Source organism: Planctomonas psychrotolerans (assembly GCF_008642235.1).
Taxonomy (GTDB): Bacteria; Actinomycetota; Actinomycetes; order Actinomycetales; family Microbacteriaceae; genus Planctomonas; species Planctomonas psychrotolerans.
Window position 1 is genome coordinate 2,442,841 of record NZ_SJEV01000001.1, and the last position, 14,491, is coordinate 2,457,331.

Annotated in this window: 16 protein-coding genes, 1 tRNA gene and 1 pseudogene; 12 read left to right on the plus strand and 6 right to left on the minus strand. The window is 69.7% G+C overall.

What is annotated here, in order from left to right:
• The first annotated feature begins 10 nt into the window (after window positions 1–10).
• The 3 genes from EY822_RS11265 to EY822_RS11275 are packed head-to-tail and all read left to right on the plus strand — an operon-like array spanning window position 11 to window position 2,324.
• Complete coding sequence (locus tag EY822_RS11265; RefSeq protein ID WP_150308909.1) at window positions 11–742, plus strand: metal ABC transporter ATP-binding protein; 732 nt, start codon at window positions 11–13, stop codon at window positions 740–742.
• Window positions 739–1,611 carry a metal ABC transporter permease gene (locus EY822_RS11270; RefSeq protein WP_227497229.1) on the plus strand — a complete coding sequence of 291 codons (873 nt, stop codon included), beginning with the start codon at window positions 739–741 and terminating at the stop codon, window positions 1,609–1,611. Before EY822_RS11265 ends, EY822_RS11270 begins: the two co-directional genes overlap by 4 nt.
• Window positions 1,608–2,324 carry a metal-dependent transcriptional regulator gene (locus tag EY822_RS11275; RefSeq protein WP_227497230.1) on the plus strand — a complete coding sequence of 239 codons (717 nt, stop codon included), beginning with the start codon at window positions 1,608–1,610 and terminating at the stop codon, window positions 2,322–2,324. The genes EY822_RS11270 and EY822_RS11275 overlap by 4 nt, the downstream gene beginning before the upstream one ends.
• On the opposite strand, the gene EY822_RS11280 is transcribed toward EY822_RS11275, so the two are convergent.
• Together EY822_RS11280 and EY822_RS11285 are read right to left on the minus strand one after the other, a co-directional pair.
• Window positions 2,314–2,979: a DedA family protein gene (locus tag EY822_RS11280; protein WP_150308341.1), complete on the minus strand. Its 666-nt coding sequence runs from the start codon at window positions 2,977–2,979 to the stop codon at window positions 2,314–2,316. The two genes, EY822_RS11275 and EY822_RS11280, sit on opposite strands and share 11 nt — an antisense overlap.
• Before the next feature lie 215 nt (window positions 2,980–3,194).
• A complete protein-coding gene (locus tag EY822_RS11285) occupies window positions 3,195–3,938 on the minus strand; it encodes a DedA family protein (protein WP_150308342.1) in 744 nt (247 codons plus the stop codon).
• 168 nt (window positions 3,939–4,106) lie between these two features.
• On the opposite strand from EY822_RS11285, the gene EY822_RS15470 reads away from it, so the two are divergent.
• Window positions 4,107–4,280, plus strand: coding sequence for a hypothetical protein (locus EY822_RS15470; RefSeq protein ID WP_227497231.1), 174 nt, complete (start codon window positions 4,107–4,109; stop codon window positions 4,278–4,280).
• 145 nt (window positions 4,281–4,425) lie between these two features.
• Here EY822_RS15470 and EY822_RS11290 read toward each other — a convergent pair.
• A tRNA-Leu gene (locus EY822_RS11290) sits at window positions 4,426–4,507 on the minus strand.
• A 43-nt stretch (window positions 4,508–4,550) separates the two neighbouring features.
• On the opposite strand from EY822_RS11290, the gene EY822_RS11295 reads away from it, so the two are divergent.
• A complete protein-coding gene (locus EY822_RS11295) occupies window positions 4,551–6,026 on the plus strand; it encodes a mannitol dehydrogenase family protein (RefSeq protein WP_150308343.1) in 1,476 nt (491 codons plus the stop codon).
• Between the two features lie 33 nt (window positions 6,027–6,059).
• Here the strand turns inward: EY822_RS11295 and EY822_RS11300 are convergent, their stop codons facing one another.
• Window positions 6,060–6,833 (minus strand): VOC family protein, encoded by a 774-nt coding sequence (locus tag EY822_RS11300; RefSeq protein WP_150308344.1) that lies wholly within the window; start codon window positions 6,831–6,833, stop codon window positions 6,060–6,062.
• Window positions 6,834–6,978: 145 nt separating this feature from the next.
• Here EY822_RS11300 and EY822_RS11305 point away from each other — a divergent pair.
• The 7 genes and pseudogenes from EY822_RS11305 (at window position 6,979) to EY822_RS11330 (ending at window position 11,695) form a co-directional block, all read left to right on the plus strand.
• Window positions 6,979–8,207, plus strand: a pseudogene (locus EY822_RS11305) (CpaF family protein).
• Entirely contained in the window at window positions 8,204–9,067 is an 864-nt protein-coding gene (locus EY822_RS11310) for a type II secretion system F family protein (RefSeq protein ID WP_150308345.1), read from the plus strand. The pseudogene EY822_RS11305 and the gene EY822_RS11310 overlap by 4 nt, the downstream one beginning before the upstream one ends.
• On the plus strand, window positions 9,064–10,002 hold the full coding sequence (locus tag EY822_RS11315) for a type II secretion system F family protein (RefSeq protein WP_150308910.1): 939 nt from the start codon (window positions 9,064–9,066) through the stop codon (window positions 10,000–10,002). The genes EY822_RS11310 and EY822_RS11315 overlap by 4 nt, the downstream gene beginning before the upstream one ends.
• Before the next feature lie 19 nt (window positions 10,003–10,021).
• Window positions 10,022–10,198, plus strand: coding sequence for a hypothetical protein (locus EY822_RS15475; protein ID WP_227497232.1), 177 nt, complete (start codon window positions 10,022–10,024; stop codon window positions 10,196–10,198).
• Window positions 10,199–10,294: 96 nt separating this feature from the next.
• Window positions 10,295–10,672 (plus strand): TadE/TadG family type IV pilus assembly protein, encoded by a 378-nt coding sequence (locus EY822_RS11320; protein WP_150308346.1) that lies wholly within the window; start codon window positions 10,295–10,297, stop codon window positions 10,670–10,672.
• The gene (locus tag EY822_RS11325) at window positions 10,647–11,165 is read left to right on the plus strand and encodes a hypothetical protein (RefSeq protein WP_227497233.1); all 519 of its coding nucleotides are present in this window, start codon (window positions 10,647–10,649) and stop codon (window positions 11,163–11,165) included. Before EY822_RS11320 ends, EY822_RS11325 begins: the two co-directional genes overlap by 26 nt.
• Window positions 11,162–11,695 carry a pilus assembly protein TadG-related protein gene (locus EY822_RS11330; protein WP_150308347.1) on the plus strand — a complete coding sequence of 178 codons (534 nt, stop codon included), beginning with the start codon at window positions 11,162–11,164 and terminating at the stop codon, window positions 11,693–11,695. The genes EY822_RS11325 and EY822_RS11330 overlap by 4 nt, the downstream gene beginning before the upstream one ends.
• A 44-nt stretch (window positions 11,696–11,739) precedes the next feature.
• On the opposite strand, the gene EY822_RS11335 is transcribed toward EY822_RS11330, so the two are convergent.
• Together EY822_RS11335 and EY822_RS11340 are read right to left on the minus strand one after the other, a co-directional pair.
• The gene (locus EY822_RS11335; protein WP_150308348.1) at window positions 11,740–12,912 is read right to left on the minus strand and encodes an OmpA family protein; all 1,173 of its coding nucleotides are present in this window, start codon (window positions 12,910–12,912) and stop codon (window positions 11,740–11,742) included.
• Between the two features lie 233 nt (window positions 12,913–13,145).
• A complete protein-coding gene (locus EY822_RS11340; RefSeq protein WP_150308349.1) occupies window positions 13,146–14,423 on the minus strand; it encodes an MFS transporter in 1,278 nt (425 codons plus the stop codon).
• Between the last annotated feature and the right edge of the window lie 68 nt (window positions 14,424–14,491).

Genomic DNA, 14,491 nt, shown 5'->3' on the forward strand with positions numbered 1-14,491 from the left:
AACCGAACCGATGGCGGATCCGATCCTGTCCGTCTCCGGCGTCACCGTGCGCTACGGCACGGTGCAGGCACTCCGCGACGTCTCGCTCGACCTGACGGCCGGACGCATCCTCGGGCTCCTCGGCGTGAACGGGTCGGGCAAGTCGAGCCTCTTCGGCGCCATCATGGGCACCGTGGTCGTGGACGCGGGGCGCGTGCGGCTGTTCGGCGGCAGCTCGGCCGCGGCCCGGAAGCGCAATCTCGTGACCTACGTGCCGCAGTCCGAGAACGTCGACTGGGACTTCCCGCTCTCGGTTCGGGAGGTGGTGCTGATGGGTCGCTACGGCATGCTCGGATTCACCCGGCGACCGCGACGCATCGACAGGGTCGCCGTCGCCGACGCGCTCGACCGGGTGGGGCTCGCCGAGCTCGCCGACCGCCAGATCGGCGAGCTGTCCGGCGGGCAGCGCAAGCGGGTGTTCCTCGCGCGGGGCATCGCCCAGGGGGCCGGACTGCTGCTTCTCGACGAGCCGTTCGCCGGGGTGGACAAGGCATCGGAACGCACCATCGTGGATCTGCTGCGGGCCCTCCGCGACGAGGGCTGCGGCATCCTCGTCTCGACGCACGACCTCGCCGGCGTGCCCGAGCTGTGCGACGAGGTGCTGCTGCTGCAGAACCGGGTGCTGTTCCGGGGTGCGCCGCACGAGGCGCTCACCCCCGAGCGGTTGTCCCTCGCCTTCGGAGCCGAGGTGGGGAACCCGTGACGCCGATCGACTGGCTGTTCGAGCCCCTGCAGTACGCCTTCATGTCCCGGGCGCTCGTCGTGACCGCCGTCGCCGCGGCGACGTGCGCGTTCCTGTCCTGCTGGCTCGTGCAGATCGGCTGGTCGCTGATGGGCGACGCCGTGTCGCACGCGGTGCTGCCCGGGGTGGCCCTCAGTTACATCCTCGGCATCCCGTTCGCCGTCGGTGCCTTCATCTTCGGCGCGGGCGCCGTGGCCCTCATCGGCGGTGTGCGCGCCACCACCCGGATCAAGGCGGATGCGGCGATCGGTGTCGTCTTCACCGCTCTGTTCGCGCTCGGTCTCGTGATCATCTCGGTCACGCCGAGCCAGACCGACCTCACCCACATCCTTTTCGGCAATGTGCTCGGCGTGACCGATGCGGAGATCGCGCAGGTTCTGGTGATCGGAGCCGTCGCCTGCACGGTGCTGTTCCTCAAGCGGCGCGACCTCACCCTCTTCGCGTTCGATCGCAGCCACGCCAACGCCATCGGCATCAATACGCGGTGGCTGTCGGTGCTGCTGCTCGGTCTGCTCGCGCTCACCGTGGTGGTGGCGCTGCAGGCGGTGGGCATCATCCTCGTGGTCGCCATGCTCATCACCCCCGGCGCCACCGCGTACCTGCTCACCAAACGGTTCGATCGGATGCTGGTGCTCGCGGTGGCGGTGACGCTGATCGCCGCCCTCCTCGGGGCGTACGCGAGCTTCTACCTCGACATCTCCACCGGGGGAGCGGTGGTGCTCGCGCAGTCCATCGCGTTCGCCCTCGCCTACCTTTTCGGCGCACGCGGCGGGATGGTGCCGACCCGGCTGCGCATGGCGCGCGCCCGACGATCCGAGGCCGCCGCATGAGTCCGCGCGAACCGATGCCCGTGGCGTACGAGGACTACGTGAAAGCCATCTACGCGCACACGGAGTGGCAGCCGGATCCGATCACCCCGTCGGCGCTCGCGGCCCGGCTCGGTCTCGCCGCGTCGTCCGTCACGGAGATGGTGCGCAAGCTGGCTCGGGATGGTCTCGTGACGCACCGCCCGTACGGTGCGGTGACGCTGACCGATGAGGGAACGGGGCTCGCGCTTCGGATGCTGCGCCGGCACCGCCTGATCGAGACCTGGTTGGTGGACTCGTTCGGCTACGACTGGGACGAAGTGCACGACGAGGCGGAGGTGCTCGAGCACGCGCTGTCCGATCGGTTGCTCGAGTCGATCGCGGATCAGTTGGGGCAGCCCGTGCGGGATCCGCACGGCGATCCGATCCCGGCAGCCGACGGCTCGGTGCTGCAGCCGACAGCGGTTCGCCTCCGCGATGCCGCGGTCGGGCACCGGGGGAGGGTGGTGCGGATCAGCGATCGCGATCCCGGGCTCCTGCGGTACTTCGCGTCGGTGCGCCTCCAGCTCGATGTTCCCGTGCTGGTTCGCGCGCCGGTGCCGTTCCGCGACGACCTGCGGGTGACTCTCGGCGCCGGTGCAGGAGACGACGCCGCCGACTCCGACGGCGACGCACACGGCAGCGTCGACCTCGACCTCGGTGTCGATGCGGCGGAGGCGGTCTGGCTTACTGCTTGATCTGCTCCCGGGCGGCACGGCGACCGGCGAGGGAATGGCGACCCGCCTTGCTGAGCTCGATGAGGATCGGGATGCCCGACAGCAGCACGATGCCGATGATGAAGTACTCCGCGTAGCGCTCGACGAACTCGATCTGGCCCAGGAAGTAGCCGACCAGGGTGAGTCCCACGCCCCAGGCGAACGCCCCGATCACGTTGAAGGTGACGAAGGTGCGGTAGCTCATCTTGCCGACACCGGCCGCGACGGGTACGAAGGCGCGGAAGACGGGAAGGAAGCGCGCGATGATCACGGCCTTACCGCCGTGCTTCACGAAGAACGCGTTGGTGCGCTCGACATTGGCGGGGTTGAAGAAGCGGCTCTCCTGGCGTTTGAAGATCGCCGGGCCGGCCGTCCGGCCGATCAGGTAGGCCGTCTGGTCCCCGGCGAAGGCGGCCACGAAGATGACGAGGACGGTGAGCCAGATCGGCACTCCCACCACGCCGGTGGCGGTGAGGAGTCCCACCGTGAACAGCAGCGAGTCACCGGGAAGGAACGAGACCACGATGAAGGCGGTCTCGGCGAAGATGATCGCCGCGACACCGACGAGAACGAAGGCGCCGAACGCCGTGATCAGCCATTCGGCGTCGAGCCATTCGATTCCAAGCAGGTTGAGCATGGGGTAGTCCCTTCCGGCTCTGGGCCGAAGTCATGGGCGTGGTCGTCGTGCGACATCGTCGCCGGATGGGGTGCCGGACGTGCCCCGGCTGGTATCGCCCCCATCGAAGATACCGTGCGCCCGCTGGGTTCCCCTCGAACGCGTCGGGAAGGCGCGGCATCCGTTCGATGGCGGGAAGGCGTCCGCTCGCACCCGTGCGGGCGGTTCCGGATGCGTCAGGACGCGTCGCGGTGCGGGTGCCCCTGGCTCGGGTGCTGCGTGAAGTCCTCGGGGTCAAGCACGAGATCCGCGGTGTCGGTGTGCTCGATGGCCGCTTCCCGCCGCGCCTTGCGGTTGGACTGCGCGTAGTGGATGGCGGTGGAGACCACCGTCGCGACGACGGCGACGATGAGGATCAGGTCGATGTAGTCCTGCACGAAGTCGCGCACCGGAGGGATGTAGCCGAGCACGTAGCCCAGCAGGGTGAGCCCCGACCCCCAGATCAACGCGCCGACCGCGTTGTAGAAGGAGTACTTGCGGTAGTTCATGTGGCCCACGCCGGCGGCGACCGGCGCGAAGGTGCGGACGATCGGCACGAAGCGGGCGACGATGACCGCGAGTCCGCCGAAGCGCTCGAAGAACGCGTTGGTGCGTTCGACGTTCTTGCGGCTGAAGATGCCGCTCTCCTTGCGTTCGAATATTCGTGGGCCGCCTTTGTGCCCGATCAGGTAGCCGACCTCCCCACCGACGAACGCGGCGAACGCGATCGCGAGACACACCCACCAGATAGGAATCTCGATCACCTGCGAGAAGGTGAGGATGCCGGTGATGATCAGCAGGGTGTCACCCGGCAGGAGGAAACCCACGAGGAGACCGGTCTCGGCGAAGACGATGAAGCAGATACCGAGGAGCGCGAACGCACCGAAGCCCGCAATCAGGTTCTCCGGATCGAGGAACGGAATAAGAGCGGTGGGCGCCACGTGTCGGGAATCTCCTGACGTCGGCAGACCAAGCGACCGACGATTGGAACGGGTATTTCGAACACATTAGCGCGCGGAGGCGACGAAACGCCGGGGGATTTCCCCCGCAACCGATTCCTCGCCGTGGCGCGTTATGCGGGAGTGCCATTCCCTTCATAGACTGAGCGCATGAACATCGTGGGATACATCGTTTCGTTCGGCCTCTTCATCGTCGGCGTGTATCTCTTCGCGGCCGCGTTCTCCTTCGAGGGCATCGAAGGCTACGTCTTCTTCGCGGGCATCATGGCCGTATCGGCCGCTCTGTTCATCCCCGCGCACATCCTGCAGCGCGTCGACAAGTAGCGCTCGCGCGTCCGAGCTGGGCGTCTTTCCTGAGCCTGTCGAAGGGCGGTCCCTGAGCCTGTCGAAGGGCGGTCCCTGAGCCTGTCGAAGGGCGGTCCCTGAGCCCGTCGAAGGGCGGTCCCTGAGCCTGTCGAAGGGCGGTCGGTGCGGGAGAAGGGACTTGAACCCTCACGCTCGAAAGCACAGGAACCTAAATCCTGCGTGTCTGCCAATTTCACCACTCCCGCGGAGTCCTAAGTTTAGGTGCACACGATCAAGGAGGATTCGTCGATGACCGCTCTCTCGAACGACACCGTGGCGGGTCTCGACCCCGCCGTCGCCGTGCCCTCCTACGACCGCTCCGCGCTCGTTCCCGGCATCGTGCACTTCGGTGTCGGTGGCTTCCACCGGGCGCATCAGGCGATGGTGCTCGACCGACTGCTGTCCACGGGGGCCGCGACCGAGGGCATCTGCGGCGTCGGCGTGCTGCCGCTGGATCGCCGGATGGCGGACGTGATGGCCGCGCAGGACTGCCTCTACACGCTGGTGCTGAAGCATCCGGATGGTGCGCTCGAGCCCCGCGTCATCGGATCGATCTGCGAATACCTCTTCGCACCCGACGACCCGAAGGCGGTCATCGACCGGCTGGCCGCCGGAACCACCCGCATCGTCTCGCTCACCGTGACCGAGGGCGGGTACAACTTCCACCAGGTGACGGGCGACTTCGACGAGACGGCGCCCGACGTGCGCCACGACCTGGAGTCGAGCGCGGCACCGCGGACCGTCTTCGGTCTGGTCACCGAAGCGCTCCGCGCCCGGCGTGACTCGGGCACACCGCCGTTCACGGTCATGTCCTGCGACAACATCCAGGGCAACGGCGAGGTGGCGAAACGCAGCTTCGTGGCCTACGCCACTCTCAAGGATCCTGAGCTCGGGGCGTGGATCGACGAGCACGTGCCGTTCCCGAACTCGATGGTCGACCGCATCACCCCGGTGACGTCCGACTCCGATCGCGATGAGCTGTCCCGTCGGTTCGGTGTGGAGGACGCGTGGCCCGTGGTGTGCGAGCCGTTCTTCCAGTGGGTGCTCGAGGACTACTTCCCGCTCGGCCGCCCGCCGTTCGAGCAGGCCGACGTGCAGGTGGTCGCCGACGTGCTGCCGTACGAGCTGATGAAGCTCCGCCTCCTCAATGTGGGCCACCAGGCGCTCTGCTACTTCGGCTACCTCGCCGGGTACCGCTATGCGCACGAGGCCCTGGGCGACCCGCTCATCCCCGCCCTCCTCCGCGCCTACATGCAGGAGGAGGGGCGACCGACCCTGCAGCCCGTGCCAGGGGTGGACCTCGCCGAGTACATCGATACGTTGATCGAGCGCTTCTCGAACCCGGAGGTGCGGGACACGCTGGCCCGGCTGTGCGCGGAGTCCTCCGATCGCATTCCGAAGTGGCTGGTGCCCGTCGTGCGCGAAAACCTTGCGGCGGGTGGTGAGGTGCGGTTGTCCGCCGCCATCGTGGCCAGCTGGGCACGCTACGCGGAGGGCGTGGACGAGGCCGGCGAACCGATCGACGTGGTGGACCGGCTGTCCGAGCGGCTGGGGCCGATCGCGCGCACGCAGCGGGAGAACCCGCTGGCATTTCTCGAAAGCCGGGACCTGTTCGGCGACCTGATCGACGATCCGCGCTTCACCGAGCCCTATGCGGAGGCACTGCGGTCCCTGCACGAGCGGGGTTCGCGGGCGACCCTCGAGGCGTTCGTCGGGGGCGAGTAGGGGCTCTGTAGTCGACGAGTACTGCGCCGACGATCACGCCTGCAGCGAGCCGAGCTTGAAGGAGGCGCCGGTGGGGTCGGCGACGGTGGCGAGGCGACCGTACGGAGTGTCCTCCGCCGGTTCGAGCACCGATCCGCCGAGGGACTCGACGAGCGCGATCGACGCGTCGACGTCCGACGAGCCGAAGTAGACGTGCCACTGCGCGGGCGCTCCCGCGGGGAGAAAGGCCGACGCGTCCATGATCCCGGCGAACGGCGCGCCGTTCTGCACCTGCTGGGTGTAGCGGAACTCGTCACTGTCGCCGACGACCTCCGTCTCCCAGCCGAAGACGCTCGTGTAGAAGTCGACCGCCTTCGCGTAGTCGCGGGTGTGCAGTTCGTGCCAGTTGGGCGCTCCGTGCTCGGACACCACGTCGAACCCCTGGATCGATCCGGGCTGCCAGGCGCAGATCGCGCCGCCGGAGGGATCGGCCAGCACGGCCATCCGTCCGAAGTCCATCACGTCCATGGCGTCCATCAGCACCTGCCCGCCTGCGGCCACCGCGGCGGCCGCGGTGGCGGCGGCGTCCGGAGTGTGCAGGTAGGTCGACCACGCGTCCGGCTGCCCGGACTGCCCGTCGCTCGCCATGGCTCCCGCGACCGACCTTCCGAAGAGGAAGAAGTTCACATAGCCGCCGGTGTCCTCGCCGCCGCGTTCAGCGGTCCAGCCGAACAGTCCGGTGTAGAAGTCGACGGCGCGGTCGATGTCGGAGGTCGAGAGGTCGATCCAGATGGGAGCGCCGAGAGGGGTGACGGTACGGGCGGGCACGGTGGTCTCCTTCGCGGTCGAACGGTCCCCCCGGAGCGTGCGAGCGCCGCGCTGCGCACGCTCTGATGGTAGCGATCGCGCGCACCGTCCAACACCCTGTGGATAAGTTTCCCGCTCCGTCGGTGCGGCGCTTCACAATGCTGCCGTGACCTCAGCAGCCCACCTCATCACCGACTCGGTGCGGGAGCGAGTGCGGCGGGAAGGGGTGGACCTCGCGGCGAGGGCCGATCTGGCCGCGGAGTACGTGCACGACGAGGTGCGGCGGTACAGCGAGCGGGCGCTCGGCGGCAGCATGCCGCTGCTCGCCGATGAGCGGTCGACGGCGCGGGAGGTGCTCGCGACCCTGACGGGCTTCGGCGCTCTGCAGCCCTACCTCGACGACCCGACCGTCGAGGAGATCTGGATCAACTCGCCGACGCGCGTCTTCGTCGCGCGTGACGGCGTGTCCGAGCTGACATCCACGGTGCTCACCGGAACGGAGGTGCGCGACCTCGTCGAACGGATGCTGCAGTCGTCCGGCCGCCGGGTGGACCTCTCCTCGCCGTTCGTCGATGCGTCGTTGCCGGACGGATCGCGGCTGCACGTGGCGATCCCCGACATCACTCCGCGGCACTGGGCCGTCAACATCCGCAAGTTCCACCGCCGCATTCGCGATCTGCAGCGTCTCGTGGAGCTGGGTTCGCTGCCGTCGGACGCCGCCGAGTTCCTCGCCGACTGCGTCACCTCGGGGTCGAACATCCTCGTGTCGGGGCCACCCAGAGCGGCAAGACCACCCTGCTGAACGCGCTTCTCTCGGTGGCGCGACCCGGCGAGCGGATCGTGACGGTGGAGGAGACCTTCGAACTCGACCTCGACGCACGTGACGTCGTGTCGATGCAGTGCCGGCAGCCGTCGCTCGAGGGCACGGGGGAGATCACGCTGCGCCGCCTCATCAAGGAAGCCCTCCGGATGCGCCCCGACCGGCTCGTCGTCGGTGAGGTGCGGGAGGCCGAGAGCCTGGACCTGCTGATCGCGCTGAACAGCGGCCTCCCGGGGATGTGCAGCATCCACGCCAACAGCGCCCGGGATGCAGTGGTGAAGATGTGCACCCTGCCGCTTCTGGCGGGCCGCAACATCGATTCCGCTTTCGTGGTTCCGACGGTGGCCTCGTGCATCGACATCGTGGTGCACTGCGAGATCGACGCAGCGGGCCGCCGACGGATCGGGGAGATCCGGGCCCTCACGGGAGCATCGACCCCGGTGAACATCGAGTCCGACGCCATCTTCGCGGTGCGCGGAGACCGGCTCGTTCCCACCGGCGCGGTCCCGGCCAAGCGCGCGCGGGTCCGCTCATCCGCGCCGGTGCCGGAAGGGCCACGGGGGAGCGACCGATGAGTGCACTTGTCGGGGTGTTGTTGGGACTCGGCCTGCTGCTGACGGTGTCGCCCCGCATGTGGCCGCGGTCCCGCGAGCCGGTGGCCGCCCGTCCGCGGAGGGCCGAGCGGGCGCGGGACGTGCTCGCCCGAGCAGGTTTGGGGCGGGTCCCACTCGGCGCCTTCGGTCTGCTGTCCGTGCTCTGCGCGGTCGTGTGCGGTGCCCTCGCATCCGCTATGACCGGTGTGCTGGTCCTCTCGGTCGCGGCCGCGGGCGCGGGGGCCGCCTTGCCGACGATCCTCGTTCGGTGGCGGTCCCGCGTGGTGCGACAGGCCGCGATGTCGTTCTGGCCGGACGTGGTGGACCACCTCGTCTCCGCGGTGCGCAGCGGACTGGGTCTGCCCGAGAGCATCTCCACGCTGGCGCACGGGGGACCACCGGCGCTGCGTCCGGCCTTCACCGGGTTCGAGCGCACCTACGGCACGACCGGCAACTTCACCGTGGCCGTCGACGAACTGAAGGGCCGCCTCGCCGACCCGACCGCCGACCGCATCCTCGAGACGCTGCGGATGTCGAGAGACGTGGGAGGAAGCGAGCTCACCTCCGTGCTGCGCAGCCTCGGCAGCTACCTCCGCCAGGAGTCCGCCATCCGCGGCGAGGTGGAGGGGCGTCAGTCATGGGTGATCAATGCCGCCAGACTGGGCGTGGCGGCGCCATGGGTCATCCTGCTGATGCTGTCGACCCGTCCGGAGGCCGCCAGCGCGTACAACACGAGTGCCGGGGCGTTGCTCATCGGGGGCGGCCTCGCGGTGTCGGTGGTCGCGTACCGGGCGATGGTCCGTGTGGGCCGCCTGCCCGAGGAACGCAGGTGGTTCGCATGACGGCGGCCATGTCGTGGGCGTTGTGTCTCGGTGTAGTGCTCGGACTCGGGCTGTGGTCCCTGGCGAGCACCGTACCGCGGCTCGGTCGTCCGACACTCGCCGCGCGGGTGGCGCCCTCGCTCCTCGACGTGTCCGACGGTGCACGCGTGTTCCTGTCGCGCCGGTCCATCGATCCGCTCCCGGTGCTGGGCACCCTGCTGTCGCCGGTGCTCGGCGGGGCGGCACGGGGGCTGCGGGGCGTGCTCGGCGGTGATGATCGGGTGCTGCTCCGGCTTCGTCAGTCCGGATCGACGAGCAGCGTGGAACGTTTCCGCTCCGAGCAACTGGTCTGGGCTCTGGTCGGCGCCGCCGCGGGCATGCTCATCGTGGTGCTGTCGGCGGCCGAGAGCACCATGCCTCTGGCCGTGCAGGTCGCGGTGCCGGTAGTCGGCGCTATGGCAGGACTCACCCTGCGCGATGCCCTTCTCACGAGGGCGGCGACCGCACGCATCGCGCGGATCACGAGCGAGTTCCCCACGGTGGTCGAGTTTCTCACGCTCACCCTTTCTGCCGGGGAGGGTGTCCTCGACTCGCTGCGCAGGGTGGCGCGCGTGAGCAACGGGGAGTTCTCGCGCGAGCTCGCGGTCGTGGTGGCCGACGTACACACCGGTGTGGCGCTTCCCGTAGCGCTCGACGCGATGGATCGACGGCTCGGCGCGCCCCCGGTGACCCGGCTCGTCGAACAGCTGATCGCCGCCCTCGAACGCGGCAGCCCCCTCGCCGAGGTGCTCCGGGCGCAAGCTCAGGATGCGCGGGAGGCCGCGAAGCGGGCACTGCTCGAGACCGCCGGCAAGAAGGAAGTGGCGATGCTCGTGCCGCTCGTCTTTCTCATCCTGCCGCTCACCATCGCATTCGCGATCTTCCCCGGCATCGTCGTCCTGCAGACCGGATTCTGACCCGTACAAGGAGCACACCATGGCCCGACTGATGCAGTACTTCTTCTCCCTCGCCCACGATGACGATGGCGACGTGCCGGGATGGGTGCTGATCACCCTGATGACGGCCGGTCTGGTCATCCTGATCTGGGGACTGGCGGGCCCGGCTCTCAGCGCCGTGTTCGAGCAGGCCATCGACCGCGTGACCGCGTTCTGACCCATGGCCGCCCGGCGCGCGCGAGGAATGCATGCTCTTCGCGAGTGCGACTGTCGGCGTCGGCGTGAAACGCGTGTGCGGGATGGCGACGTTCGCATGGCTTCTGAGTGCGGCTCGGCGACCGCGGAGTTCGTGATGGTGGCCGCGCTGCTGACGGTGCTGACGCTGTCCGTGCTGCAACTCGGGCTCGCGCTGCACATCCGCAACACCCTGCTCGACGCCGCGGCGGAGGGTGCTCGCGTTGCGGCGCTCGCCGACGGCACCCTCGCGGACGGGGTGCGCCGAACCGAGGATCTCCTCTCGACCGCACTCGGTCCGTCCTACGCGCGTGGGGTGTCCGCGCGACAGCGGGAGGTCCTCGGTGCGCCGGGCATCCAGGTCACCGTGATCGCACCGGTTCCCCTGATCGGCCTGATCGGATTCGAGGACGGCCTGGAGGTGAGCGGCCATGCCGCGCTCGATAGCATCCGGTGAGCACGCCGCTCGCTCCGGCACAGCCCGCTGGCTGCGGGACAGGATCGGGTCCGGCGCCCGAGACGACACCGGTTCGGCGTCGCTGGAGTTCGTCACCGCCGGACTGATTCTGCTCCTGCCGCTCGTGTACCTGATCCTCACCGTGGCGACGGTGCAGGCCGCAGCGCTCGCCACCGAGGGCAGCGCCCGGCAGGCGGTCAGGGTGTTCGTGCGTGCCGACACGGAGTCGGCGGGGCGGGCGGCGGCCGAACGGGCGGTGCGAGTGGGACTCGCCGACTTCGGCATCGATGCGGATGCGGCCGAGGTCGACGTCACGTGCAGTCCGCGGCCGGAGGAGTGCCTGCGTCGGCGCGGGTCGGTGACGGTCTCCGTGACGGTGGCGGTGACCCTGCCTCTCTTGCCGACGGCACTCGATGTCGATGCGCCCGCGAGCATCCCGCTGAGCGGCACCGCCACGCACGTCGTCTCCCGTTTCTGGGCCGGCGCGTCGTGACCGGGCGGTGGGTCGGCCGTGGCGTCGGGCACGGCGGGTGGGCACGTCTCCGCCGCGACGACAGCGGCTCGACGCTGCTGCTCACCGTGGGTTTCGGCGCGCTCTCACTCGCCGTCGTGCTGGTGGTCGTGGCCGCGACGTCGCTGTACCTGGAGCGCAAGCGCCTGTTCACCGCCGCGGACGGGGCGGCCCTCGCGAGCGCGGAGGCGTTCGATCTCGACCGGATCGAGGCGGCGGACGACGGCACGGTGCGCGCGGTGCTCGACCCCGCCGACGTGCGCACGGCCGCAGAGGACTACCTCCACGCCCTTCCCGGTGCCTCGTTCCACGACCTCACCGTCGAGCGGGCCGACACCGCCGACGGCCGGACCGCGACGATCGCGCTCTCCTGCCGCTGGCGTCCGCCGATCGCCTCCCTGTTCGTGCCGGACGGCCTGCGGATCGACGTGACCGCCACGGCGCGTGCCGTGTTCACCGTGGAGCCCGAGCCCGAGCCCGAGCCCGAGCCCGAGCCCGAGCCGGTGCCGTGAAGCGGAAGGCGACAGGTGAATCTCGATCACCCGCAGCGGGTCGGTCAGTCGAGGAGCAGGATCTCCACCCGGCGATTCAGCTGCTGCGCCGCGGGATCAGGGGCACCATCCGGCCCGGTCTCGGCGCGGAGCGGCTCGGCCTCCCCGAGACCGCGGGCGTCGAGAGAGTCGGCGGACACACCCGATTCGATCAGCAGGTCGCGCACGGCGCCCGCCCGCCGGTCCGACAGGTCGAGGTTGTACGCGTCGTCGCCCACCGAGTCGGTGTGACCGGTGATCTGCGCGTGCGGCGAGCCGAGCGCGTCGAGCAGCGCCGCCACCCGTTGCAGGTGCTCCTGGCCGTTCGGCTGGATGTTCACGCTGTCGAAGTCGAAGACCACGTTCGAGTCGAGCCGGATGACCGTGCCGCACACGGTACCCGACGGTTCCACGACGGTGACGGCGGGAACGGGCGGGAAGAGCGGGAGGCCGTCGGTCAGCACGGACTGCACGACGGCGACCCGGTCGGCGTCCCCGTCCCCGAACAGCTCGCCCGCGGCGTTCATCGACAGCCGCATCGACCCGTCCTCGTAGCCGCCGGCTCCGGTGCCGTCGATCCAGACCCGCGTCGTGTCGTCCTCGTAGGAACCGGAGCCGTCGGCACGGACGCTGTACCGGGCGTCCCCGCTCTTGTAGGTGCCCGAGCCATCGGCGGCGACCGAGACCCGCGTCTCGCCGTCGTCGTACACGCCTGCGCCGTCGGGGAGCACCGCGACGTGCACGTCCGGGGCCTCGTAGTTGCCGGTGCCGTCGGCCGCGACGGTGATGCTCGTGGTCTCGTCCTCGAAGTGCTGTGTCGCGCCGGTCACCGGGGTGCCGCTATCCGCCGCGCTGGCATCGCCCGCGTCTGTGCACCGCGCATCCAGCACGGCGATGCCCTCGTACAGCCCCGGGGGCACGTCGAGCTCGCCCGAGATGCGCTGGTTCTCCGCCGTGGTGAGCAGCTGGGTCGGAATGGTGAAGGCCGGCACGGGCGGCAGGGTGAGGGTTCGGCGCAGGTCGGCCTCGAACTCCGCCGTCTCGGCCGCAGCCGCTTCCGCGGCCGCCTCGTCGGCACCGGCCGTGCCCGACGGCGTCGAGGCGGGGTCCGCGGAACCGGGGCCGGCGGGGGTGGCCTCGGCGGTGCACGCTGTGATGGCGAGTGTCAAAAGCAGCACGGGGACGAGAAGCGAACGCATTCGGGTATGCCTTCCGTGACGGCTCGCGACGGGGGAATCGCGAACGAGCTTCGGGACGTGTGGGCGGGACGGGTGAGCGTGGGGAAAAGTCCCGCGAAGTATAGCCACAGCCGGTGTCCGGCTCGCATCCGTGCCGACCGCCTCGCAAGGCCGCGATCAGGGTCCGTCGATCCAGCTCTTGCGACCCGGCCAAGGCGCGAGGGCGTGCGCACGGGCTCCGCGCGACCGTCGGGTCACGCCTCCGGCGGCGTCTCGTCCCGCTTCCGCCACGGCACGTAGCGGGGCACGTACCGGGCGAAGATGGCGGCGCCGATGAGTCCGAACACGCTCATCACGCCGCTCGCGATCGACAGCGAGGCCACGGCGGTGAGCAGGGAGATGAGCAGGGGAGCCGCGGCGCTTCCCGCGTCGGCGGTGAACCGCCAGGCGCCGAGGAACGGCGCCGGGTTGCGCTTCGGCGCGAGGTCGGCGCCGAGAGTCATGAGGATGCCGCTGCCGATGCCGTTGGCCAGCGACAGGAAGATGGCCACCACGATGAACCACTGCACGTTCGCGGGCAGGTCGTGGGTGAGCGACAGCGTGAAGTAGCCGACACTGAGCCCGAACAGCGACGGCATGGCGCTCCACAGGCGCCCGAAGCGATCCATGATCTGGCCGCTCAGGTAGAACAGGGCGAAGTCCACGCCGCCCGCGATGCCGATGATCAGCGCGGTGCTCGAGTCGGAGATGCCGATGCTCACCGCCCACAGCGGCAGCATGACCCCGCGCCCCGAGCGCAGCGCGGCCACCATCGCGGCGCCGCTGCCGAGCTTCACCAATACCCCCTTGTGGTTCCAGATGGTGCGGAACAGCCCGTGCGCCTCCTGGGCGACGAAGCGCCCGCCCTCCGTGGTCGGCACTCCGTCGGGCCCCGCGAGCTGCTGGGCGCGGAGGATCTTCATGGGGTCGGGCAGGGCGAGCAGCACTCCGGCCGCCGCGAGGCAGGCCACGATGTGCACTCCGAATGCGACCTGCGGTGTGCCGGTCAGGTGGATGAGTCCGGCGGTCAGGAACGGGCCGATGAAGAAGCCGGCCCGGAAGATGCCGCCGAGCGTGGACAGTGCCCGCGCCCGGTAGTGCCGGGGGACGAAGCTCGTCATGAACGCATGCCGGGCGAGCGCGAACACGGCGGTCGACAGGCCGATCAGCAAGACGCCGGCGCCGAGCACCCACGGTGACGGCGCCAGGAGGCAGACGACAAGTCCCACCACTGAGAGCAGTGCCGCCCAGATCATCGCGGCCTTCTCACCGATCCGGCTCACCACGCTGCCGCTCGGGATGTCACCGATCAGTTCGCCGACCATGAGCATCGCCGCGATGAAGCCGGCGATCGCCAGAGAGGCGCCCAGATCGTCGGCCACGATCGGAATGATCGGGATGATGGCGCCCTCGCCGATGGAGAACAGCAGCGTGGGGAGGAAGGCGGGGAGTGCGACAGAACGCAGCGAGAAGGGGCGCTCTGGGGAGGACATGGCGGAGCAAGCCTACGCCGGGCCCGCGCCCGCGACCGGCACGGGCGGGCTGGCGGGTAGGCTGGACC